Raw genomic sequence first — 23,183 nt, forward strand, 5'->3', positions numbered from 1 at the left:
CCCGCCACGGGGTCGTGGCGGGGGCCGGGGGTGAGGCCGCGTCAGCTGTTGACGACCGTCAGCGGCAGCAGCTTCTTGCCGGTGGGGCCGACCTGGATGTGGGTGTCCATCTGCGGGCAGACTCCGCAGTCGAAGCACGGGGTCCAGCGGCAGTCCTCGACCTCGACCTCCTCCAGCGCGTCCTGCCAGTCCTCCCAGAGCCAGTCCTTGTCGAGGCCGCTGTCCAGGTGGTCCCAGGGCAGCACCTCCTCGTAGCCGCGCTCGCGGGTGGTGTACCAGTCCACGTCGACGCCGGTGCCGGCCAGGCCCTTCTCGGCGGAGGCGATCCAGCGGTCGTAGGAGAAGTGCTCGCGCCAGCCGTCGAAGCGGCCGCCGTCCTCGTAGACGGCCCGGATGACGGCGCCGATCCGGCGGTCGCCGCGGGAGAGCAGGCCCTCGATGATGCCGGGCTTGCCGTCGTGGTAGCGGAAGCCGATGTTCTTGCCGAACTTGCGGTCGCCGCGGATCGAGTCGCGCAGCTTGGTCAGCCGCGCGTCGGTGGCCTCGGCGGACAGCTGCGGGGCCCACTGGAACGGGGTGTGCGGCTTGGGGACGAAGCCGCCGATCGAGACGGTGCAGCGGATGTCGTTGGTGCCGGTGACCTCGCGGCCCTTGGCGATGACGTTCTTCGCCATCTCGCCGATCTGCAGCACGTCCTCGTCGGTCTCGGTGGGCAGGCCGCACATGAAGTACAGCTTCACCTGGCGCCAGCCGTTGCCGTACGCGGTGGCCACCGTGTTGATGAGGTCCTCCTCGGACACCATCTTGTTGATGACCTTGCGGATGCGCTCGGAGCCGCCCTCGGGGGCGAAAGTGAGGCCGGAGCGGCGGCCGTTGCGGGAGAGCTCGTTGGCCAGGTCGATGTTGAAGGCGTCGACCCGGGTGGAGGGCAGCGAGAGGCCGATCTTGTCCTCGGCGTAGCGGTCGGCCAGGCCCTTGGTGACGTCGGCGATCTCGGAGTGGTCCGCGGAGGAGAGCGAGAGCAGGCCGACCTCCTCGAAGCCGGTGGCCTTCAGCCCGCGCTCGACCATCTCGCCGATGCCGGTGATGCTTCGCTCCCGCACGGGGCGCGTGATCATGCCGGCCTGGCAGAAGCGGCAGCCGCGGGTGCAGCCGCGGAAGATCTCCACCGACATCCGCTCGTGCACGGTCTCGGCGAGCGGGACGAGCGGCTGCTTGGGGTAGGGCCACTCGTCGAGGTCCATCACGGTGTGCTTGGAGACCCGCCACGGCACGCCGGGGCGGTTCGGGACGACGCGGGCGATCCGGCCGTCGGGCAGGTACTCGACGTCGTAGAACCGCGGGATGTACACCCCACCGGTCTTCGCCAGGCGCAGCAGCAGCTCGTCCCGACCGCCGGGGCGGCCCTCGGCCTTCCAGGCCCGGACGATGTCCGTGATGTCGAGCACGGCCTGCTCGCCGTCGCCGATCACGGCCGCGTCGATGAACTCGGCGATCGGCTCGGGGTTGAACGCGGCGTGGCCGCCCGCGAGCACGACCGGGTCGTCCATCGTGCGGTCGGCGGCGTTCAGCGGGATGCCGGCCAGGTCGAGCGCGGTCAGCATGTTGGTGTAGCCGAGCTCGGTGGAGAACGACAGGCCGAACACGTCGAACGCCTTGATCGGGCGGTGCGCGTCGACCGTGAACTGCGGGACGCCGTGCTCGCGCATCAGCGCTTCCAGGTCCGGCCAGACGCTGTAGCTGCGCTCGGCGAGGACGCCCTCGCGCTCGTTCAGCACCTCGTAGAGGATCATGGTGCCCTGGTTGGGCAGGCCGACCTCGTAGGCGTCGGGGTACATCAGCGCCCAGCGGACGTCGCAGGCGTCCCAGTCCTTGACGGTCGAGTTGAGCTCGCCACCGACGTACTGGATCGGCTTCTGGACGTGCGGGAGGAGGGCCTCCAGGCGTGGGAAGACCGATTCGACAGTCATGCGCAAGGACCTTTACGGCAGAAAAAGCAGTGACCCTTCAGGGTAGCCGAGCCCCGGGGGTCACTGTTTCCACGCGGTGGAGGGGTCAGACCCCTATCGGCCGCTGGGAGCGCACCGACTGCAGCAGTCCGATCGCGATCCAGACCGCGAACATCGAGGAGCCGCCGTAGGAGACGAACGGCAGCGGGATGCCCGCGACCGGCATGATGCCGAGGTTCATGCCGATGTTCTCGAACGCCTGGAAGGCGAACCAGGTGACCGCGCCGGCCGCCAGGATCGTCCCGTACAGGTCGCTGGCGTGGCGCGCTATCCGGCAGGCGCGCCACAGGATGACGCCGAGCAGGCCGAGCATCAGCAGGCCGCCGGCGAAGCCGAGTTCCTCGCCGGCCACGCTGAACACGAAGTCGGTCTGCTGCTCGGGGACGAACTGCCCTATGGTCTGGGTGCCGTGGAACAGGCCCATGCCGGTCGGGCCGCCGGAGCCGATCGCGATCCTGGCCTGCGCGGTGTTGTAGCCGACGCCGGCCGGGTCGAGCGCCGGGTTGGCGAAGGCCGCGAAGCGGTCGATCTGGTACTGGCTGAGGATGCCGAGCTTCCAGATCGCCAGCGCCCCGGCGGTGCCGCCGGCCAGCAGGCCGACCACCCAGCGGTTGGCGGCGCCGGAGGCCAGCAGCACGCCGAGCATGGTGACCACCATCACCATCACCGAGCCGAGGTCCGGCATCAGCATGACCACGGCCATCGGGAAGCCGGCCACCGCCAGCGACTGCAGCACGCTGCGGGTGGGCGGGAACTCCCGCTCGCCGCTGTCGACCCGGGAGGAGAGCACCACGGCCATGCCCAGCACGATCGCCAGTTTGGCGAACTCGGCGGGCTGGATGGAGAAGCCGCCGCCGAACTGGATCCAGGAGTGCGCGCCGTTGATGGTCGAGCCGAGCGGGCTGAGCACCGCGAACAGCATCAGCACCACGGCCAGGTAGATGAACGGCGCCGCGGTGCGCAGCCGGCGGGTGCCGAGCAGGATCACCGCCACGCACAGGCCGATGCCGATCGCCAGGTTGGTCAGGTGCCGGTACAGGAAGTACTGCGGGTCGCCGTGGGTGAGCTGGTCGCGGCCGCGGGTGGCGGACCAGACCAGCAGCGAGCCGATCACGGAGAGCGCCAGCGCCGCCAGGATCATGATCCAGTCGAGCCGCCGCAGCGGGGAGTCCTTGGCCAGCGCCCGGCCCAGCGAGGAGCGCCGGGGCGAGAGCCGGACCGTCCGGTAGGAGTCGTACGAGGTCATGCCCGGCCCCTTCCGTACCCGCCGCCGCGGGTGGGTTCGACGGCGGCGAGCAGCACGCCGGACACCTGGCCGGCCCGGGCCGGCGGGGCCGGGTCCAGGAAGGTGGCGCCGGGTTCGTAGCTGAAGGCGGTGGGGACGATCGCGGTGCCGTCCGGGTTGAACTTGGGCAGTTCGGCCTGCGGCTTGGGCAGCAGCGCCTTGGAGTTGTCGATGGCGCCCTTGTCGTCGACGCCGTACAGCGCCTGGTAGATCCGGCGCACCGAGTCGCCGGAGCCGCCGGAGCCGGTGCCGCCCTGACTGATCGTCATGACCACCGCGTAGTCGTTGCTGTAGGTGGTCAGCCAGGAGGTGGTCTGCTTGCCGGCGACCTCGGCGGTGCCGGTCTTGGCGTGCAGCTCGATCTTGCCCTGCGGCCAGCCGGAGCCGGTGAACTTCCAGGCGGCGGTGCCGGAGGTGACGACGCCGGCGGTGGCCTGGTCGATGTACTCCAGCAGCTTGCCCTGGGCCGGGATCTTGCCGTCCTCGTGCGGGGCGATGTCGCGCACGAGGGTGCCGTCGGGGCTGACCACGGCCTTGCCGATGGTGGGCCGGTACAGGGTGCCGCCGTTGGCGAGCGCCGAGTAGATCCGGGCCATCTGGAGCGGGGTGACCAGGGTGTCGCCCTGGCCGATGGCGAAGTTGACCATGTCACCGGCGCGCATCTGGTTGCCGTCGGCGCAGTTCTCGCGGGCGATCTCGTCGGCGTACTCGTGGCCGCCCTTGGCCGCCTGCTGGCACCAGGAGTCCTTCATCGCGTCGTAGTAGGACTGCTTCCACTGCCGGTCGGGGACCCGGCCGGCCACCTCGCCGGGCAGGTCGACGCCGGTCTTGGCGCCGAGGCCGAACTCGTGGGCGGTCTTGAAGAACCAGTCCTGGGCGTCCTTCTTGGGCTTGAGGCCGCCGTCCTTCATCCACTGGTCGTAGGCCAGGCCGTAGAAGACGGTGTCGCAGGAGACCTCCAGGGCCTTCTCCAGCGAGATGTCGCCGAAGCTCTCGCTCTCGAAGTTCTTGAACTCGCGGCCGCCGATGGTCAGCGACTTCGGGCACGGGTAGTGCCCGTTGAGGTCGTAGCCGGCCTGCGCGGCGGCGGTGGTGGAGACCACCTTGAAGGTGGAGCCGGGCGCGGACTGGCCCTGGATGGCCCGGTTGATCAGCGGGTAGTTGGAGTCCTTGCTGTTCAGCGTCTCGTAGTCCTTGGCGGAGATGCCGCCGACCCAGAGGTTGGGGTCGTAGGTGGGGGCGCTGGCCATCGCCACGATCCGGCCGGTGTGCACGTCCATCACGACGGCCGCGCCGGAGTCGGCGATGTAGTTGCGGCTGGTCTCCTTGTCGTACACCTTGCGGGCCTCGGCCATGGCCTGGGCCAGCTGGTCCTCGACCACCTTCTGCACCCGGGCGTCGATCGAGGTGACCAGGTTGTTGCCGGACTGCGCGGGGGTGGTGCCGGCGCTGCCGATCACCCGGCCGAGGTTGTCGACCTCCAGCCGGTCGACGCCGGTGGTGCCGCGCAGGTCGTCGTCGTACACCGACTCCAGGCCGGCCCGGCCGATCTGGTCGGAGGGCAGGCGGCGCTCCCGGCCGGTCTTGTCGGCGGTCTTGGTGACCTCGTCGTCGGTGACCGGCGAGAGGTAGCCGAGGATCTGGGCGGCGCTGGCGCCCTCCGCGTTGGTGTAGCGGCGCAGCGCGGTGGGCTGGGCGGTGACGCCGGGGAAGTCCTCGCGGCGCTCCATTATCTGCATCGCCTGCTGGGTGGTGGCCTGCTGGGTGACCGGGATCGGCTGGTACGGGGAGCCGTTCCAGCAGGGCTGCGGCGTCTTGGCGTCGCACAGCCGGACCTTGTTCTGCACGTCCGCGGCCGGGACGCCCAGGACGTCGGCGAGCCGGGAGAGCACCGCCTTGCCGCGGTCCTTCTGCTGGAGCAGCGCGGTGCGGGAGACCGACACCACCAGCTTGGTCTCGTTGCCGGCCAGAATCCGCCCGGAGGCGTCCAGGATCTCGCCGCGGACGGCGGGCTCCACCACCTCGCGGACGTGGTTGCCCTGGGCCTTCTCGGTGAACTCCTTGCCGTTGCGGATCTGCAGGTACCACAGCCGGCCGCCGAGGGTGGCCAGTAGCGACAGGACCAGCACCTGGAGGACGACCAGCCGGATCGTCACCCGGCGGGTCCGGCCGGTCTCGGGGATGTTGCTCACGTGCGCGGTCTCCGTCCCGGCTCAGGGGCGCTTGGCGAGGCCGAGCGCGCGCTTCTTCTTGTAGGGGGTGGCGGAGGGCTGGCGGGTGGTCCGGTAGCGGGCCAGCGCGCCGAGGCCGGAGCCGCCGTCCGCGCCGCGCTCGGTCTCGTTGACCACCCGGTCGCCGTCGAAGCGGCGGGCCAGCAGCATCACCAGCGGCACCGTGAACGGGGCCAGCAGTACGTCGTACAGCAGGGCGCTGAAGACCAGGCCGGTCAGTCCGACGTGCCGGGCCGCGGTGTCGCCGACCAGCGCGCCCACCGTCGCGTACAGCAGGGTGGAGACCACCGCGGCGACCGCGACCACGCCCAGCGCGGAGAGAGCCGAGCGCTGCCGGCCGCCCTCCGGCTTGAGCAGGCCGGCGCCGTAGCCGACCAGGCACAGCACCAGCGCGTACCGGCCGACCGCGTGGTCGGACGGCGGGGCGAGGTCGGCCAGCAGGCCGGCGCAGAAGCCGACCAGGCAGCCGCCGGTCGGCCCGTACACCAGGGCCAGGCCGACCACCACCAGCATCAGCAGGTCCGGGGTGGCGCCGGGCAGTTGGAGCCGGCCGAGGACGCTGACCTGGATGACCAGGGCCAGTACCAGCAGCACGGCGGACAGCAGAATCCGGTTCACACGCGGCATCAGTTCCCCCCGGTGGTCGGCGGTGCGGCGGCGATCGGGGCCTGCGGGTTGCCCGCGGCGCCGGCGGAGGCGGCGGGCACCGGCGGCAGCACGGCGTCCCGCGGGTCGGTGCGCGGCGGGACGACCACCACGCCGACCAGGTCGAGCCGGGTGAACTGCACGTACGGCTCGACCAGGATGGTCTTGGTCAGCTGGCCCGGCGTGGCCTGCACCTCCTTGACGGTGCCGACCGGCACGCCGGGCACGAACGGGCGGCCGCTCTGCGAGCCGAAGGTGACCAGCCGGTCGCCGGGCTTGACCTGGGCCCGGCCGTTCAGCAGCTCGATCCGCATCGGCGAGGCGCCCTGCCCGGCCGCGAAGCCGATCTCGCCGCCGCCCTCCAGCCGGACGCCGGCGGTGAAGCCGGGGTCGGAGGCGAGCAGCACGGTCGCGGTGGTCGGGGCGACGGTGGTGATCCGGCCGACCAGGCCCTGGCCGTCGATCACGGTCATGTCGCGGGTCAGGCCGTCGTCGCTGCCGGCGTCGATGGTGATGGTCCAGGAGAAGCCCTGGGCCGCGCCGATCGCGATGACCTGGGCGGCCTTGACGGTGTAGCCGCCGGAGCCGGCCGTGTGCAGCAGGTCGTCGAGCTGCTTGGTGCGGCCGGCCGCGGCGTCCGAGGAGGCCAGTCTCTGGCGCAGCTCGGTGTTCTCCCGGGTGATCTGGTCGAGCCGCTGCTGGTGGGTGCCGGCGTCGCGGATCGCCCGGATGTAGCCGGCGACCGGGTCGACCGCGCCGGCCGCGGCGTTCTCCGCCGGGCCGAGCGCGGAGGCCGCGGCCCGGCGGGCGCCGCCGAGCGGCGAGTCCTGGCCGCCCTTGATGTCCACGGTGATCAGGGCGAAGGCCACCACCACCAGCAGGACCAGCAGTAGTCGGCTCTCTCGGGTGTCCCTCACGGTGCTGCCGCCGCCCCTTCGTGCTGCATGCTCATCGGCTCAGCTCGGTGTGTAGTTCGGATTGCCTTGCTCAACGACGCTCGGTGGCGCTCAACGACGCCCGACGACGCTCAACGGCGCGGTTGGGCGTCCAGGACCTGCTGCAGTGCCTCGAACTCCTCGACGCACTTGCCCGCCCCCAGCGCCACCGAGTCCAGCGGGTTCTCCGCGATGTGCACCGGCATGCCGGTCTCCCGGCGCAGCCGCTCGTCCAGGCCGCGCAGCAGGGCGCCGCCGCCGGTGAGCACGATGCCGCGGTCCATCACGTCGCCCGCGAGCTCCGGCGGGCACTGGTCCAGCGTGGTCTTCACCGAGTCGATGATCGAGTTCACCGGCTCGTCGATGGCCTCGCGGACCTCGGCGGCCGAGATGACCACGGTCTTCGGCAGGCCGGAGACCAGGTCGCGGCCGCGGATCTCGGCGTGCTCGTCCTTCTCGCCCTCCAGGCCGAACGCGGAGCCGATCGACATCTTGATCTGCTCGGCGGAGCGCTCGCCCAGCAGCAGGCTGTACTCCTTCTTGATGTGCTGGACGATGGCGCTGTCCAGCTCGTCGCCGGCGACCCGCAGCGACTGCGCGGTGACGATCCCGCCGAGCGAGATCACCGCGACCTCGGTGGTGCCGCCGCCGATGTCGACCACCATGTTGCCGGTCGGCTCGTGCACGGGCAGGCCGGAGCCGATCGCCGCGGCCATCGGCTCCTCGATGATGTGCACCTGGCGGGCGCCGGCCTGCATGCTGGCCTCGACCACGGCGCGGCGCTCGACGCCGGTGATGCCGGAGGGGACGCAGACCACGACCCGCGGGCGGACCAGGTAGCGGCGGCGGTGGATCTTCATGATGAAGTACCGCAGCATCCGCTCGGTGATCTCGAAGTCGGCGATCACGCCGTCCTTGAGCGGGCGGATCGCGACGATGTTGCCGGGGGTCCGGCCGATCATCTTCTTCGCCTCGGCCCCGACCGCGAGGATTCCGCCGGTGTTGGTGTTCACGGCCACCACCGACGGCTCGTTCAGCACGATGCCCTTGCCCCGGACGTACACCAGCGTGTTCGCGGTGCCTAGGTCGATCGCCAGGTCCCGGCCGAGAAACGACAGGTTGTTCGCCATGGGATGTCGAGTGCCTTCCCGAGTTCGGATCAAGGGCGGGGAGCGGGCCGGCCGTGCGGGCCCGCGAGAGGGCTGACGGCGGCTGAGCAGCCGCTCCGTGCCCGTGAGTTGGGTCCATCGTAGTCACGCCGGTCAGCGCGGGCGGCGGGTACGGCGTGCCGCCCATTCTCCGGGGGCGAATCAGCTTCTCCTGGCATTGGGACGCCGTGTCGGAGGGTAGGGTTCCGTGATTTGAGGATTAACGCCCAGAGGGAGCAACCCGATCCGCCGTCCGGCCCCTGAGCTGCTCGTTCCCGGTGGGCGGCGCTCCATGCCCGGCGGGGGCACGGAGCACCGGATCGCTACCGGATCCTCACGCGTGCGCGGGGAAGAAGATCTTGATCTCGCGCTCGGCCGACTCCGGGGAGTCCGAGGCGTGGATCAGGTTCTCCCGGGTGATGGTCGCGTAGTCGCCGCGGATGGTGCCCGCGCCGGCCGCCAGCGGGTCGGTCGCGCCGGCCAGCGCCCGGATGCCGGGGACGACGTTCTCGCCCTCGACGATCAGCGCGATCGACGGGCCGGAGGTCATGAAGCCCAGCAGCGGCTCGTAGAAGTCGCGGCCGACGTGCTCGGCGTAGTGCTGCTCCAGGGTGGCGCGGTCGAAGGTGCGAAGCTCCATCGCAGCGAACCGCCAGCCGGCCTTGCGCTCGATCCGGCTGATGATCTCGCCGGCCAGGCCGCGCTGCACGGCGTCGGGCTTGAGCAGGACGAGAGTGCGCTGGGACACGGTACGGCTCCTGAGGTGTTCGGTCGTGCCTGACTGTGCCCCCGACACTACCCCGGCCGGGTCGGCACCCCGTCGCCCAGTCCCACGTCAGGCCGGTCAGGCCGGAGCCGCGGCCCCGTCGACGGCGGACTCGGCGGCGGCCGACTCGGCGGCGGCCCGCCGGGCCTTGAACTCGTCGATCTTGCGGCCGTAGTGGACCGAGCACCACCACAGGCCGCCGAAGACCACGCCGAAGACGTACATGGTCGGCAGCACCAGCCCGCCGGCCAGCACGGCCAGTTGCAGCGCCCAGCCGACGTACACCGCGCCGGGGCGGGTGATCACGCCGCACAGCAGCACGCACAGCGCGATCGCCACCGCGCTGACCGCCCAGATGGTGCCGGTGCCGACGTCGGTGAGCTTCATCGCCACCAGGCCGGCGAACATGATCAGCAGGGCCTCGCCGATCAGGGTGGAGGAGCACAGGGTGCGCATCGGCGGCTACTTCCTTCCGAACAGCAGGCGCGCCTCGCCCACCGTGATGACGGAGCCGGTGACCAGGACGCCGGCGCCGCCGAGGTCCTCCTCCTCGGCGAGGGTGACGGCGGCGTCGATCGCGTCGTCCAGGCGCGGCTCGACCTGCACCCGGTCCTCGCCGAAGACCTCGACGGCGAGGGCGGCCAGCCGGTCGACCGGCATCGCGCGGTGGGTGGAGTTCTGGGTGACCACGACCTCGGCGAGGATCGGCTCGAAGACCTCCAGCAGGCCGGTGACGTCCTTGTCCCCGCTGGTGGCGATGACGCCGACCAGCTTGGTGAAGCCGAACGCCTCGCCGATCGCGCCGGCCGCGGCCTGCGCGCCGTGCGGGTTGTGCGCGGCGTCCAGGATGACGGTGGGGCTGCGCCGGACCACCTCCAGCCGGCCCGGGGAGGAGACGCCGAACAGCGCCTGCCGGACCTTCTCCTCGTCCAGGTGCTCGGCGCCGCCCTGGCCGATGCCGAAGAACGCCTCGACCGCGGCGAGCGCCAGCGCGGCGTTCTGCGCCTGGTGGTCGCCGTGCAGCGGGAGGAAGAGCTCCGGGTACTCGTGGCCGCCGATGCCGCGCAGGGTCACCAGCTGGCCGCCGACCGCGACCTCGCGGCGCAGCACGCCGAACTCCAGGCCCTCGCGGGCCACCGTGGCGTCCACCTCGACGGCGCGGCGCAGGATCGTCTCGGCCGCGTCCAGCTGCTGCTGGGCGACCACGGCGAGCGCGCCGGGCTTGATGATCCCGGACTTCTCGACCGCGATCTCGCCGGTGGTCTCCCCCAGCTTGTCGGTGTGGTCCAGGCCGATCGGGGTGATCACCGCGACCTGGGCGTCGATCACGTTGGTGGCGTCCCAGGAGCCGCCCATGCCGACCTCGACCACCGCGACGTCCACCGGCGCGTCGGCGAAGGCGGCGTAGGCCATGCCGGTGAGCACCTCGAAGAAGGACATCGCGACCGGCTGGGCGGCGTCGACCATCCGCACGTAGGGCTCGACGTCCCGGTAGGTCTCGACGAACTTCTCCGGGCTGATCGGCGCGCCGTCCAGGCTGATCCGCTCGGTGACGGACTCCACGTGCGGGGAGGTGTAGCGGCCGGTGCGCAGCTCGAAGGCGCCCAGCAACTGCTCGACCATCCGGGCGGTGGAGGTCTTGCCGTTGGTCCCGGTGATGTGGATCGAGGGGTAGGAGCGCTGCGGCTGGCCGAGGATGTCCATCAGCGCCTCGATCCGGTCGAGCGAGGGCTCCAGCTTGTTCTCCGGCCAGCGGGTGGCCAGCTCGGCCTCGACGGCGCGCAGTTCGGGGTCGGTGCCGCCGGCGTCGGCGGGACGGACGGTGTAGGGGTTGGGCTCGGCCTTGTCGCTCACCCCGCCAGTCTAAGGACTCCGTACGCCGCGGCCGGACGGGCACCCCGGCGCGCAGGCCCCCTTGACACCGGAATTGGTCTACTCCACCGTGTGAGTCGCTCCCACCCGCTCCCCGCACCGAGCTCCCCGCACCGCACCCCCCATCGACACTCCCCCACATGGAGATGGCATGCGTGCACCACAGCCCCGTCCCCGCCCGCGCGCCGGGCGGGCACTGCTCGCCGGACTGCTGGCGGCCTCCACCGGCCTGGTCGGCCTGGTCCTGGCCGGTACCGGCACGGCCACCGCCGCCGCGCCCAACGTGAACGTGGTCGTCAACGGCGACTTCTCGGCCGGCGACCACCTCAGCCCGTGGACCTGCGGCCCGACCGTCACCGCGGTGAACAACGCCGCCACCGGCTGGGACCTCCAGGGCTCCCCGGCCGGCAACGACTACGCCAACTGCAGCCAGACCGTCGCCGTGCTGCCCAACTCGACGTACACCCTGAGCACCGTGGTGCAGGGCGGCTACGTGTTCGCGGGCGCCACCGGCACCGGTGGCACCGACCCGTCCACCTGGAGCTCCAACGCCGGGTGGAACACCCTGACCTCCACCTTCACCACCGGCGCGGCCACCACCTCGGTGTCGGTCTGGTTCCACGGCTGGTACGGGCAGACCCCGTTCCTGGTCGACAAGGTCTCGCTGGTCGGGCCGGGCACCGGCACCAGCCCGTCGCCCTCGCCCTCCGCGTCCACCAGCACCTCGCCGACCCCGTCGCCGTCCCCCTCGACCAGCGCCTCGCCCTCGTCCTCGCCGTCCCCGTCGACGTCGGGCAGCCCGACCGCGCCGCCGCCCCGCAAGCACCTGCTGACCGGCTACTGGCAGGACTTCTACAACGGCGCGACACCGCAGCGGATCAGCGACGTCCCGGCCGCGTACGACATCATCGCGGTGGCCTTCGCGGACGCCACCAGCACCCAGGGCGCGATCTCCTTCACCCTGGACCCGACGCTCTCCGGCAAGCTCGGCGGCTACACCGAGGCCCAGTTCAAGGCCGACATCGCGGCCAAGCGGGCGGCCGGCAAGAAGGTGATCATCTCGGTCGGCGGGCAGAACGGCACCGTCTCGGTGGCCAACTCCACCGCCGCGGCCAACTTCGCGAACTCGGCGTACGCCCTGATCCAGCAGTACGGCTTCGACGGGATCGACATCGACCTGGAGAACGGCGTCAACTCCACCTACATGGCGCAGGCGCTGCACACCCTGGCGGCCAAGGTCGGGTCCGGCTTCGTGCTGACCATGGCCCCGGAGACCATCGGCATGCAGTCCACCGGCGGGGAGTACTTCAAGCTGGCGCTGGCCACCAAGGACATCCTGACCATCGTCAACATGCAGTACTACAACAGCGGCGCGATGCTCGGCTGCGACGGCGGGGTCTACTCGCAGGGCACCGAGAACTTCCTCACCGGCCTGGCCTGCATCCAGCTCCAGGGCGGCCTGCGGCCCGACCAGGTCGGCCTGGGCGTCCCGGCCTCCACCAGCGCGGCGGGCGGCGGCTTCGTCAGTCCGTCGGTGGTGAACAACGCGCTGGACTGCCTGGCCGCCGGCACCAACTGCGGCAGCTTCGTCCCGCCGACCAAGTGGCCGACCATCGGCGGCGCGATGACCTGGTCCACCAACTGGGACGCCACCGCCGGCAACCAGATCGCCACCACCGTGGGGGCGCACCTGCACGCGATGCCGTGACCCGTCGTCCGGCCGCGTCCCGGTGCGGGAACCGCCCGGGCCGGGACGCGCAGTGACGATCCGTCAGTACGTCGCGCGGGGCGTCGGCAGCCGCCCCGCGTGCCGGCGGCGCAGTTCGGCGGCGATCTCCTCGGCCTCGCCCTCCGGCAGCAGCGGCAGCATCATCGCCACCGCCTGCACCAGGCCGCCGAGCAGGTAGGTGGTGTCGGGGGTGCCGGCCACCAGGGCGCGCACCTGGGCGACGTCGCCCGCGGCGACGGCCTCCAGCAGCAGGGCGGCGCCGGCCGCCTCCTCGTCCACCGGCACCTGCGAGGCGTCGTGCGGGGCGCGCCGGGCCAGGCCGCGCAGCACCCGGTCGGCGACCTCGGGGGCGTACGCCTTGCGGACCGCCTCGGCGGCGATCCACACCAGCAGGGTGGCCACTTCGCGTTCGACGTGCTCGGCGAGCAGCCGGTCCAGCTCGGTGTCGAAGGCGATCTGGTTTCCGTGCCGGAATGCCAGCAGCAGCGTCGCCGCCCGGGCCTTGGCCGCCTCCACCTCTTCCCTCGGAAGTTCGTCCGGAAGTTCGTCGGCCAACTCCCCGGTCGCCATCATGTGCGTGCCCTCCGTTCGTGCCCCGCCCGAATGGGAACTTCCGCCCACCGTACACATCCGGTGTGCAAAGGTCGCTGAACGCGCGGGGGTGGGCGACGCAATGCATTCCAAATGGCGCGGCGGGTCAATTGCCGCACAATGACGCCGAATAGGGGGTGCTCCGCCGATACCGCGACGCGCGGGCAAGGGAATTGACAAACCGTCGGGAACAACCCGGGAAAAGGCGGAGGGCCGCCGCCCCCGAGGGGAGCGGCGGCCCTGGCCGGCCTGCGGTCAGCCCTGCGGCAGCGCCGCGAGTTGGGCGGTGATCCGCTCGATGTCGGCCTCGGCGGCCGTCAGCCGGACCCGGATCTTGGCGACCACCTCGTCCGGCGCCTTGGCCAGGAAGGCCTCGTTGCCGAGCTTTCCGGTGGTCTGCGCCTTCTCCTTCTCGGCGGCGGCCAAGTCCTTCTGCAGGCGCTTGCGTTCGGCCGCCACGTCGATGGTGCCGGACAGGTCGAGCGCGACGGTGGTGCCGGCCACCGGCAGCGCGGCGGTGGCGTGGAAGCCCTCCTCGGGCAGCGTCAGCCGCAGCAGCGCGCGGATCGCGGCCTCGTGCACCTCCAGCCGGTGGCCGGCCAGCTCCAGCCGGGCCGGGACCTTCTGGGTGTCGCGCAGGCCCTGGTCGTTGCGGAACCGGCGGACCTCGGTGACCACCTGCCGCAGCAGGGCGATCTCCGACTCGGCGTCGGCGTCCCGGTAGCCGGAGTCCGTCGGCCACTCGGCGACGACCACCGACTCGGCGCCGGTCAGCGCCGTCCACAGCGCGTCGGTGACGAACGGGACGATCGGGTGCAGCAGGCGCAGCGTCACGTCCAGCACCTCGCCGAGCACCCGGCGGGCGTGGTCGGCCCGCGGGCCGCCGCCGTTCAGGGTGGTCTTGGAGAGCTCGACGTACCAGTCGAAGACCTCGTCCCAGGCGAAGTGGAACAGCGCGTCGGAGACCTTCGCGAACTCGAAGTCCTCGTAGAGCGCGTCGACCTCGGCCACCGTGGCGTTCAGCCGGGAGAGGATCCAGCGGTCCGCGGCGGTGAGCTCCTCCGGCGCGGGCAGCGGCCCCTGGACGGTGGCGCCGTTCATCAGCGCGAACCGGGTGGCGTTCCAGATCTTGTTGCAGAAGTTCCGCGAGCCCTTGACCCAGTCCTCGCCGATCGGCACGTCGGCGCCGGGGTTGGCGCCGCGGGCCAGCGTGAAGCGGACGGCGTCGGCGCCGTAGGCGTCCATCCAGTCCAGCGGGTCGACGGCGGTGCCGGAGGACTTCGACATCTTCTTGCCGAACTCGTCGCGGACCAGGCCGGTCAGCGCCACCGTCTTGAACGGGGCCTCGCCGTCCATCGCGTACAGGCCGAACATCATCATCCGGGCGACCCAGAAGAAGATGATGTCGTGGCCGGTCAGCAGGACGTCGGTCGGGTAGAACTTCTCCAGGTCGGCGGTGCGCTCCGGCCAGCCCAGGGTGGAGAACGGCCACAGGCCGGAGGAGAACCAGGTGTCCAGCACGTCCGGGTCCTGGACCCAGCCCTCGCCGGCGGGCGGCTGCTCGTCCGGGCCGACGCAGACGACCTCGCCGTCCGGGCCGTACCAGACCGGGATGCGGTGGCCCCACCAGAGCTGGCGCGAGATGCACCAGTCGTACATGTTGTCGACCCAGTCGAAGTAGCGGCGCTCCAGCTCCTTCGGGTGGATCTCGACCCGGCCGTCGCGGACCGCGTCGCCCGCGGCCTTCGCCAGCGGCTCGACCTTGACCCACCACTGCAGCGACAGCCGCGGCTCGACCACGGTGTGGCAGCGCGAGCAGTGGCCGACCGCGTGCTCGTAGGGGCGCTTCTCGGCGACGATCCGGCCCTGCTCGCGCAGCGCGCCGACCACGGCGGAGCGGGCCTCCAGCCGGTCCAGGCCGAGGAACGGGCCGTGCACCGTGATGATGCCGCGGTCGTCCATCACCGTCAGGTTGGGCAGGCCGTGCCGCTGGCCGATGGCGAAGTCGTTCGGGTCGTGCGCGGGCGTCACCTTGACGGCGCCGGTGCCGAACTCCGGGTCGACGTGCTCGTCGGCGACGACCGGGATCTCACGGTCCGTCAGCGGCAGCTTGACGGTCCGGCCGACCAGGTGCGCGTAGCGCTCGTCGGACGGGTGGACGGCCACCGCGGTGTCGCCCAGCAGGGTCTCGGCGCGGGTGGTGGCGACCACGATCGCGTCCGCGCCGTCGCCGTAGCGGATCGAGACCAGCTCGCCGGGCACGTTCTCGTGCTCGACCTCGATGTCGGAGAGCGCGGTCAGGCAGCGCGGGCACCAGTTGATGATGCGCTCGGCGCGGTAGATCAGGCCGTCGTCGAAGAGCTTCTTGAAGATGGTCTGGACGGCCTGCGACAGGCCCTCGTCCATGGTGAAGCGCTCGCGCGACCAGTCCACGCCGTCGCCGAGCCGGCGCATCTGGCCGAGAATCCGGCCGCCGTAGTTCTCCTTCCACTCCCAGACCTTGTCGACGAAGGCCTCCCGGCCCAGGTCGTGCCGGGACAGGCCGGCCTCGGCGAGCTGCTGCTCCACCTTGTTCTGGGTGGCGATACCCGCGTGGTCCATGCCCGGGAGCCACAGCGCCTCGAAGCCGAGCATCCGCTTGCGGCGGGTCAGCGCGTCCATCAGCGTGTGCTGGAAGGCGTGGCCCAGGTGGAGCGCGCCGGTGACGTTCGGGGGCGGGATGACGATGGTGTACGGGGGCTTCTCGCTCTTCGCGTCGGCCGTGAAGTAACCGCGCTCCACCCAGCGCTCGTACAGCTCGCCCTCTACCTCGGCCGGGGCGTAGGTCGTCGGGAGGGTGGCTGCGTCGTCCCCGGGGTGCGAGTTCGCGGGGCGCTGGTTCGTCGTGTCGGTCACGACGAACAGTTTACGGAAGTACGGACCTCGGTTACGAACCGATGGTGTCCGGACCGCTCGGGCGCGGTGGGGGGACCGTACGATAGCGTGCCGCATGCTCGACCACTCGACCGACCACAACAGGGCCGCGGAACGCGCAAGCGGCGGGGGAGACTGACGACGATGTACGGCCAGGGGCAGGGACCGCAGCAGTATCCGCAGGGGCAGCCGCAGCAGCCGTACGGCGCTCCCCCTCCGCAGCCCGGCTACGGTCAGCCGCCGGCCTACGGCGCCCCCCAGCCGCCCGCGTACGGCGAGCCCCAACCGCCCGCGTACGGCGCGCCCCAGCAGCAGCCCCCCGGCTACGGCTACCCGCAGCAGCCCCCGGCCCCGCAGCCCGGCTACGGCCAGCCGCCGCAGCCCCCGCAGCAGTGGGGCGCGCCCCAGCAGCAGCCCGGGTACGGCGGGTACCCGCCGCCGCCCGCGCCGGCCAGGAAGGGCCGGGGCGGGATCATCGCCCTGGTGGTCGTGCTCGGCGTGGCCGTGGTCGGCGGCGGCCTGTGGTGGGGGCTGAAGGGCGGCTCCGGCTCGGACACGGCGGGCAAGTACAAGCTCATGGTGCAGGACAGCGTGGCGGGCTACACCAAGAAGTCGTCCAACGAGAAGGGCGAGTTGAAGGGCCTGGAGGCCGTCGGCACCTTCGAGGGCTCGCTCAGCGTGACCTACCAGAAGAACACCACCGACCTGGCCAGCTTCGGCGGCAGCTGGGGCACCGTCAAGGACCCGGACAAGGCGATCGACGCCCTGGTCGCCAAGCTGGACGAGGCGATGAACAGCTCGGACGACTCCGACGGCTCGACGGACGGCGGCAAGGCGGTCTGGAAGCAGAAGCTGTCCGACGTGGACGCCAAGGACCCGAAGGACTCCGGCAGCCGGCTGCGCTGCGGCACCATCGGCGCCGAGGGCGGCGCCTCCGCCGCCGCCCCGAGCGTGCCGGTGTGCGTGTTCGCCACCCACTCCACGATCGGCTCGGTGACGACCAACAGCCTCGACCCCAAGGGCAAGCAGCTGACCGTCGACCAGGTCGCCGCGCTGGCCCGCCAGCTCCGGGACGCCTCCACCGTCGCCAAGTAGCACCCGACCCCCGCCAGTACCAGCACCACCTCCACGTGTGAACGGAGCCCCAGCCGTGTCCGACAACCAGTTCGGCCCGCCGCAGCCCGGCTTCGGGCCGCCGCAGCCCCCCGGCGCCCCGATACCCCCGCAGGGCGCGCCCGCCCCGCAGCCCGGATACGGCTACCCCGGTCAGCAGCCGCCGCCGCAGCAGCAGTCCTGGGGCGGCGCCCCGCTGCCGCAGCAGGGCTACCCGGCCGGCGCCCCCGGCGGCTTCCCGCCCGGCTACCCGGCCCCGCCGAAGAAGTCCCGCAAGGGCCTGTGGGTCACGCTGTCCATCGTGTCCGCGGTGATCCTGGCCGGCGCCGGCGTGGTCGGCTACCTCGCCTACGACACCGTCTCGAAGTCCGGCAAGTACAAGGTCGTCATGCCCCCGACCTTCCAGGGCATGAGCAGCGAGGCCGGTGCGGACACCGCCCAGCAGATGGCCGAGCAGATGAAGCAGGACTCGGCCTCCGACCCCGACTCGCTCCAGCCGGACGAGACGGTCGCCGCCGTCTACGGCTCGGAGGACGGCAGCCGGGTGCTGATCGCGGCCGGCGGCTACGGCAAGGTGACCCGGCCGTCCTACCAGGTCGACCAGCAGTTCAAGGACATGGAGAAGGAGGGTGACACCGTCACCCAGAAGAAGTCGGTGGACGCCGGTCCGCTCGGCGGCTCGATGTCCTGCGGCATCGTCACCAGCGGCGACACCCCCGACCTCGCGGTCTGCGTCTGGGCCGACTACTCCGCCGTGGTGCTGGTGATGGAGAAGGCCGACGGCATCGACCTCGACAAGGTCGCCGCCGACACCCGCGAGCTGCGCCAGGTCTCCGAGGTCGCCAAGTAGCCCTCCGGGCCCCGCGAGTGGACCTCCGGGCCGGCGAACGGCCCCGCGCCGCAAGGCGGTCGGACCAATGGGAAGGGCCCCGCACCGGTGAACCGGTGCGGGGCCCTTCCGGGTCGGGCCGGGCGGCGGCGGCCTGGGCTCAGGCGCTCTTCTCCCGGCGCTCGCGCTTGATCATGTCGCGCGGGACCAGGGTCGGGATGGCGTGCTTGGAGACGACGTCCCCGGTGACCACCACGCGGGCGACGTCCTGCCGGGACGGCACCTCGTACATCACGGACATCAGCACCTCCTCCATGATGGCCCGCAGACCGCGCGCGCCGGTGCCGCGCAGGATCGCCTGGTCGGCGATCGCCTCCAGCGCGTCCCGGGTGAACTCCAGCTCCACGCCGTCCAGTTCGAACAGCTTGCGGTACTGCTTCACCAACGCGTTCTTCGGCTCGGTGAGGATCTGCAGCAGCGCCTCGCGGTCCAGGTTGTGCACGCTGGTGATGACGGGCAGGCGGCCGATGAACTCGGGGATCATCCCGAACTTCACCAGGTCCTCCGGCATCACCTGGCGGAAGTGGTCCGCCGAGTCGACCTCGCGCTTGGAGCGGATGGTGGCGCCGAAGCCGATGCCCTTGGCGCCGGCCCGGCCGTCGATGATCCGCTCCAGGCCCGCGAACGCGCCGCCCACGATGAACAGCACGTTGGTGGTGTCGATCTGGATGAACTCCTGGTGCGGGTGCTTGCGCCCGCCCTGCGGCGGCACCGAGGCGGTGGTGCCCTCCAGGATCTTCAGCAGCGCCTGCTGCACGCCCTCGCCGGAGACGTCCCGGGTGATCGACGGGTTCTCGCTCTTGCGGGCGACCTTGTCGATCTCGTCGATGTAGATGATCCCGGTCTCGGCCTTCTTGACGTCGTAGTCGGCCGCCTGGATCAGCTTCAGCAGGATGTTCTCGACGTCCTCGCCGACGTAGCCGGCCTCGGTCAGCGCCGTGGCGTCCGCGATCGCGAACGGCACGTTCAGCATCCGGGCCAGGGTCTGCGCCAGCAGCGTCTTGCCGGAGCCGGTCGGGCCCAGCAGCAGGATGTTGGACTTGGCCAGCTCGATCGCGTCGTCCCGGCCGGAGCCGGAGCGCCCGGCCTCGCCGGCCTGGACCCGCTTGTAGTGGTTGTAGACCGCGACCGACAGCGCCTTCTTGGCGAGGTCCTGCCCGACCACGTACTGGTCCAGGAACTCGTAGATCTCGCGGGGCTTCGGCAGTTCCTCGAAGCGCACCTCGGAGCTCTCGGCGAGCTCCTCCTCGATGATCTCGTTGCACAGGTCGATGCACTCGTCGCAGATGTACACGCCTGGCCCGGCGATCAGCTTCTTCACCTGCTTCTGCGACTTGCCGCAGAACGAGCACTTGAGCAGGTCGCCACCGTCTCCGATGCGTGCCACGAGGTGCTTCCCCTTCGCCAGGGGCCCCGCGGGGGTCGGGGCCTGGTGCTGTGAGACCGGCTGCGCCGTCGGCGGTCGGTCTGGTATCCGACGGTACTCTGCCGAGCCGTCGTTTCCGCCGACTTCGACCGGTCTGCCCTACGCCCTGGGCGAATTGATACCGAACAGATGCCGTCGCGGGCGCATGACCCGACTGCCATTGTGCGGGACGGACGCCAGGACCGGAACGCCCCGGGGCGGGGCGTACGTCACGTACGCACCGCCCCGGGGCGGGAAGGTCAGTCGGTGTACGAGTTCTTCCGGGTCGAGACGATCTGGTCGATCAGCCCGTACTCCAGCGACTCCTCGGCGGTGAGGATCTTGTCGCGCTCGATGTCCTCGCGGACCTGCTCGACGTCCTTGCTGGAGTGCTTGGCCAGCATGTTCTCCAGCTGCTCGCGCATCCGGAAGATCTCCTTGGCCTGGATCTCCAGGTCCGACACCTGGCCGCGGCCGGTCTCGGTGTACGGCTGGTGGATCAGGATGCGGGCGTTCGGCAGCGCGAGGCGCTTGCCGGGGGTGCCGGCGGCCAGGATCACCGCGGCGGCCGAGGCCGCCTGGCCCATGCAGACCGTCTGGATGTCCGGCTTCACGAACTGCATGGTGTCGTAGATCGCGGTCAGCGCGGTGAACGAGCCGCCGGGCGAGTTGATGTAGAGCGAGATGTCCCGGTCCGGGTCCATCGACTCCAGGCAGATCAGCTGCGCCATGATGTCGTTCGCCGAGACGTCGTCCACCTGCGAGCCGAGGAAGATGATGCGCTCCTCGAACAGCTTGGCGTACGGGTCGTACTCGCGGATGCCCTGCGAGGTGCGCTCGACGAACCGCGGGACGATGTAGCGGCCCTCGGCGCGCATGTCCTCCAGGCGGGCCTTGGCACCGGACAGGCTGGGGATGTTCATGGTTTCTGGTCCTCCGAAGCGTGCGGTCAGGGTTCCGATGCCGGTCAGCCGGCCAGGCCGGCGCCGGTGCCGCCGCCGCCCGGGACGTCCGCGGCGCTGTGCATGATCTCGTCGATCAGGCCGTACGCCTTGGCCTCCTCCGGCGTGAACCAGCGGTCGCGGTCGGAGTCCAGGGTGATCTGCTCGAAGGACTGGCCGCTGTGGAAGGCGATCAGCTCCGACATCCGCTTCTTGGTGCGCAGCAGCTGCTCGGCCTGGATCCGGATGTCGGTGGCGGAGCCGCCGAGGCCCGCGGAGGGCTGGTGCATCAGGATGTTGGCGTTCGGCAGCGAGAAGCGCTTGCCCTTGGCGCCCGCGGTCAGCAGGAACTGGCCCATCGACGCCGCCATGCCCATCGCGATGGTGACCACGTCGTTCTTGATGTACTGCATGGTGTCGTAGATCGCCATGCCGGCCGAGATGGATCCACCCGGGGAGTTGATGTAGAGGTAGATGTCCTTCTCGGGGTCCGCCGCGAGCAGCAGCAGCTGGGCGGTGATCTTGTTGGCGATGTCGTCGTCGACCTGCTGGCCGAGGAAGATGATGCGCTCGTTGAGCAGCCGGTTGTAGACCTGGTCGCCCAGGCCGCCACCCACGTCGCCGCCGGCGGCGTGCGGTGCCATCGGGCCAGGCATCTGCATCTGCGGGAACGTCACTTAGCCACCTGCTCAGTCGATCTGCGTGTGTGTCGCTGTCCACCGACCCTAACGCGCAGGCCCCGCCGCTGAATCCCCCACGCAGAACTGTTCGCTGTGAGCGCAGGGTGAGCGGGCCGGACCCGTGGGGCACGCGAACGGGCCCGGACGCCGTGCGGCGTCCGGGCCCGTTCCCGGTCTGACTTCACCGTCGGTGGCCGACGGTCACGGGGCTCAGGCCCCGGCGGACTCCTCGGAGGTCTCCTCCGCGGCGGCCTCGGTGGACTCGGCGGCCTCGGTGGTCTCCTCCTCCTCGTCCTCGAAGGAGACGGTCTCGCCGTTGGTGTCGGTCACCTTGGCGGCCTCGACCACCAGGGCCAGCGCCTTGCCGCGGGCGACCTCGCCGACCAGCAGCTGCACCTGGCCGCCCTGGACGACCTGCTGGGCGAACTGGTCCGGGGTGAGGCCGGAACCGGCGGCGCGGCGGACGAGGTGCTCGGTGAGCTCCTCCTGGTTGACGCCCAGCTCCTCGTTCTTGACGATCTGGTCCAGCACGAACTGGGTCTTGATGCCCTTCTTCGCCTGCTCCTCGGTCTCCTTCTCGTAGTCCTCGCGGGACTTGTCCTGGGAGGCGAGGTAGGTGTCGAGGGTCAGGCCCATCGGCTCCAGCTGGTGGTGCTCCAGGTTGTGCTTGCGGGTGCCGATCTCGTCCGCGAGCAGCTTCTCCGGGTAGTCCATCTCGACCCGCGAGAGCAGCTCGTCGAGGACCTTCTCCTGGGCCTGGGTGGCCTGGTCGAACTCCTTCATCCGCTCAAGGCGCTTGACGGAGTCGGCGCGGAGCTCCTCGAGGGTGTCGAACTCGCTCGCCAGCTGCGCGAACTCGTCGTCCAGGGCCGGGAGTTCCTTCTCCTGGACGGTGGTCACGGTGACGGTGACCTCGGAGTCCTTGCCGACCTGGGTGCCGCCCTTGAGGGTGGTGGTGAAGGTCTTGGACTCACCGGCGGACAGGCCGACCACGGCCTCGTCGATGCCGTCCAGCAGGCGGCCGGAGCCGATCTCGTAGCTCACGCCGGTGGCGGTGCCGTCCTCCGGCACCTCACCGTCGACCTTGGCCTCCAGGTCGATCACCACGATGTCGTTCTCGCCGGCGGCGCGCTCGACGTCCTTGACGGAGGCGAAGCGCTCGCGCAGCTGCTCCAGCGACTTCTCGACGTCCTCGTCGCCGACCTCGATCGGGTCGACCACGACGGCGATCTCGGAGAAGTCGGGCAGGGTGACCTCGGGGCGCACGTCGACCTCGGCGGTGAACTTGAGGTCCCCGCCGTCCGCCAGGTTCTCGACACCCTCGATCTCGGTGATGTCGGGCTGGCCCAGAACGTCGATCTGGCCCTCGTCGACTGCCTGCGTGTAGAAGCGCGGAAGCGCGTCGTTGACGGCCTCCTCCAGCACCGCGCCACGACCGAAGCGCTGGTCGATCACCTTGTTCGGGATCTTGCCCTTGCGGAAGCCCGGAACGGTGACCTGCTGGTTGATCTTCTTGTACGCCGCGTCGAGGCTGGGCTTGAGCTCCTCGAAGGGCACCTCGACGGTGAGTCGAACCCGGGTGGGGTTCAGAGTCTCGACGGCGCTCTTCACGGTTGGGTCTCCTAGGGGGCTTGCGGTCAGGGCGATAGGCGGTTGGGGCTGCATTGCTGTCCGTACTACCGCCAGCGATCCATCCTACCGGTACCACGAAAGCGGCTGTGCCCGGCACCGGGGGCTGGGAGCCCGGGGGCCCGGAACCACGGCGGCGGAACCACGGCGGCGGGCCGCGGCGACGACGGGGCCGCAACGACAACAGGGCCCCGCCCGCCGACGAGACCCTGCCGCACACGGTCGGGGTGACCGGATTCGAACCGACGGCCTTCCGCTCCCAAAGCGGACGCGCTACCAACCTGCGCCACACCCCGTGGTGCCGAGCAGAAGAGTACACGTCGACCCGCCCCCGACCGGGGCGATATCGACGAGCCGAGGACGAGCCGACAACGGGAAGGAGCGTGCAATCCACCGACCCGA

18 protein-coding genes and 1 tRNA gene are annotated in these 23,183 nt (G+C 71.0%); 3 read left to right on the top strand and 16 right to left on the bottom strand.

Annotated elements, in window-relative coordinates; all coding sequences use genetic code 11:
* Positions 1-41: 41 nt before the first annotated feature.
* The 9 genes from QMQ26_RS12040 to folC all read right to left on the bottom strand — a co-directional run bounded on the left by QMQ26_RS12040 (position 42) and on the right by folC (position 10,873).
* On the bottom strand, positions 42-1,970 hold the full coding sequence (locus QMQ26_RS12040; RefSeq protein WP_282205701.1) for a TIGR03960 family B12-binding radical SAM protein: 1,929 nt from the start codon (positions 1,968-1,970) through the stop codon (positions 42-44).
* Positions 1,971-2,055: 85 nt separating this feature from the next.
* Positions 2,056-3,255 carry a rod shape-determining protein RodA gene (gene rodA / locus QMQ26_RS12045; protein ID WP_282205702.1) on the bottom strand — a complete coding sequence of 400 codons (1,200 nt, stop codon included), beginning with the start codon at positions 3,253-3,255 and terminating at the stop codon, positions 2,056-2,058.
* Positions 3,252-5,486: a penicillin-binding protein 2 gene (mrdA, locus tag QMQ26_RS12050; protein WP_282205703.1), complete on the bottom strand. Its 2,235-nt coding sequence runs from the start codon at positions 5,484-5,486 to the stop codon at positions 3,252-3,254. The genes rodA and mrdA overlap by 4 nt, the downstream gene beginning before the upstream one ends.
* A gap of 21 nt (positions 5,487-5,507) precedes the next feature.
* Positions 5,508-6,152, bottom strand: coding sequence for a rod shape-determining protein MreD (gene mreD, locus QMQ26_RS12055; protein WP_282205704.1), 645 nt, complete (start codon positions 6,150-6,152; stop codon positions 5,508-5,510).
* Positions 6,152-7,087 (bottom strand): rod shape-determining protein MreC, encoded by a 936-nt coding sequence (gene mreC, locus QMQ26_RS12060; protein WP_282205705.1) that lies wholly within the window; start codon positions 7,085-7,087, stop codon positions 6,152-6,154. The genes mreD and mreC overlap by 1 nt, the downstream gene beginning before the upstream one ends.
* A gap of 110 nt (positions 7,088-7,197) precedes the next feature.
* Entirely contained in the window at positions 7,198-8,223 is a 1,026-nt protein-coding gene (locus tag QMQ26_RS12065; protein WP_030458241.1) for a rod shape-determining protein, read from the bottom strand.
* A gap of 364 nt (positions 8,224-8,587) precedes the next feature.
* Positions 8,588-9,001, bottom strand: a complete 414-nt coding sequence (gene ndk, locus QMQ26_RS12070) for a nucleoside-diphosphate kinase (protein WP_100836136.1) — start codon at positions 8,999-9,001, stop codon at positions 8,588-8,590.
* A 96-nt stretch (positions 9,002-9,097) separates the two neighbouring features.
* The gene (locus QMQ26_RS12075; RefSeq protein WP_282205706.1) at positions 9,098-9,475 is read right to left on the bottom strand and encodes a DUF4233 domain-containing protein; all 378 of its coding nucleotides are present in this window, start codon (positions 9,473-9,475) and stop codon (positions 9,098-9,100) included.
* A 6-nt stretch (positions 9,476-9,481) separates the two neighbouring features.
* Complete coding sequence (folC, locus tag QMQ26_RS12080; protein WP_282205707.1) at positions 9,482-10,873, bottom strand: bifunctional tetrahydrofolate synthase/dihydrofolate synthase; 1,392 nt, start codon at positions 10,871-10,873, stop codon at positions 9,482-9,484.
* A gap of 169 nt (positions 10,874-11,042) precedes the next feature.
* On the opposite strand from folC, the gene QMQ26_RS12085 reads away from it, so the two are divergent.
* Complete coding sequence (locus tag QMQ26_RS12085; RefSeq protein ID WP_282205708.1) at positions 11,043-12,599, top strand: chitinase; 1,557 nt, start codon at positions 11,043-11,045, stop codon at positions 12,597-12,599.
* A 63-nt stretch (positions 12,600-12,662) separates the two neighbouring features.
* Here QMQ26_RS12085 and QMQ26_RS12090 read toward each other — a convergent pair whose 3' ends face one another.
* Positions 12,663-13,193, bottom strand: a complete 531-nt coding sequence (locus tag QMQ26_RS12090; protein WP_282205709.1) for a hypothetical protein — start codon at positions 13,191-13,193, stop codon at positions 12,663-12,665.
* 273 nt (positions 13,194-13,466) lie between these two features.
* Complete coding sequence (locus QMQ26_RS12095) at positions 13,467-16,106, bottom strand: valine--tRNA ligase (protein ID WP_100836141.1); 2,640 nt, start codon at positions 16,104-16,106, stop codon at positions 13,467-13,469.
* A gap of 162 nt (positions 16,107-16,268) precedes the next feature.
* On the opposite strand from QMQ26_RS12095, the gene QMQ26_RS12100 reads away from it, so the two are divergent.
* Positions 16,269-17,219: a hypothetical protein gene (locus QMQ26_RS12100; RefSeq protein WP_282205710.1), complete on the top strand. Its 951-nt coding sequence runs from the start codon at positions 16,269-16,271 to the stop codon at positions 17,217-17,219.
* 55 nt (positions 17,220-17,274) lie between these two features.
* A complete protein-coding gene (locus tag QMQ26_RS12105; RefSeq protein ID WP_100836143.1) occupies positions 17,275-18,087 on the top strand; it encodes a hypothetical protein in 813 nt (270 codons plus the stop codon).
* Positions 18,088-18,226: 139 nt separating this feature from the next.
* On the opposite strand, the gene clpX is transcribed toward QMQ26_RS12105, so the two are convergent.
* The 5 genes from clpX to QMQ26_RS12130 form a co-directional block, all read right to left on the bottom strand.
* A complete protein-coding gene (clpX, locus tag QMQ26_RS12110) occupies positions 18,227-19,513 on the bottom strand; it encodes an ATP-dependent Clp protease ATP-binding subunit ClpX (RefSeq protein ID WP_100836144.1) in 1,287 nt (428 codons plus the stop codon).
* Positions 19,514-19,791: 278 nt separating this feature from the next.
* Positions 19,792-20,454 (bottom strand): ATP-dependent Clp protease proteolytic subunit, encoded by a 663-nt coding sequence (locus tag QMQ26_RS12115; RefSeq protein ID WP_100836145.1) that lies wholly within the window; start codon positions 20,452-20,454, stop codon positions 19,792-19,794.
* A 44-nt stretch (positions 20,455-20,498) separates the two neighbouring features.
* Positions 20,499-21,128 (bottom strand): ATP-dependent Clp protease proteolytic subunit, encoded by a 630-nt coding sequence (locus QMQ26_RS12120; RefSeq protein WP_282206501.1) that lies wholly within the window; start codon positions 21,126-21,128, stop codon positions 20,499-20,501.
* A 234-nt stretch (positions 21,129-21,362) separates the two neighbouring features.
* A complete protein-coding gene (tig, locus tag QMQ26_RS12125; RefSeq protein ID WP_282205711.1) occupies positions 21,363-22,763 on the bottom strand; it encodes a trigger factor in 1,401 nt (466 codons plus the stop codon).
* Positions 22,764-23,003: 240 nt separating this feature from the next.
* Positions 23,004-23,077 (bottom strand) — tRNA-Pro (locus tag QMQ26_RS12130).
* Between the last annotated feature and the right edge of the window lie 106 nt (positions 23,078-23,183).

Origin of the sequence: Kitasatospora fiedleri, from assembly GCF_948472415.1 — a bacterium.
GTDB lineage: Bacteria > Actinomycetota > Actinomycetes > Streptomycetales > Streptomycetaceae > Kitasatospora > Kitasatospora fiedleri.

Bases quoted from the DNA above. Each gene is read 5' to 3' on its own strand.
- QMQ26_RS12040 (WP_282205701.1), bottom strand. From the start codon at position 1,970: ATGACTGTCGAATCGGTCTTCCCACGCCTGGAGGCCCTCCTCCCGCAC.
- rodA (WP_282205702.1), bottom strand. From the start codon at position 3,255: ATGACCTCGTACGACTCCTACCGGACGGTCCGGCTCTCGCCCCGGCGC.
- mreD (WP_282205704.1), bottom strand. From the start codon at position 6,152: ATGCCGCGTGTGAACCGGATTCTGCTGTCCGCCGTGCTGCTGGTACTG.
- QMQ26_RS12075 (WP_282205706.1), bottom strand. From the start codon at position 9,475: ATGCGCACCCTGTGCTCCTCCACCCTGATCGGCGAGGCCCTGCTGATC.
- QMQ26_RS12085 (WP_282205708.1), top strand. From the start codon at position 11,043: ATGCGTGCACCACAGCCCCGTCCCCGCCCGCGCGCCGGGCGGGCACTG.
- QMQ26_RS12090 (WP_282205709.1), bottom strand. From the start codon at position 13,193: ATGATGGCGACCGGGGAGTTGGCCGACGAACTTCCGGACGAACTTCCG.
- QMQ26_RS12100 (WP_282205710.1), top strand. From the start codon at position 16,269: ATGTACGGCCAGGGGCAGGGACCGCAGCAGTATCCGCAGGGGCAGCCG.
- QMQ26_RS12115 (WP_100836145.1), bottom strand. From the start codon at position 20,454: ATGAACATCCCCAGCCTGTCCGGTGCCAAGGCCCGCCTGGAGGACATG.
- QMQ26_RS12120 (WP_282206501.1), bottom strand. From the start codon at position 21,128: ATGCCTGGCCCGATGGCACCGCACGCCGCCGGCGGCGACGTGGGTGGC.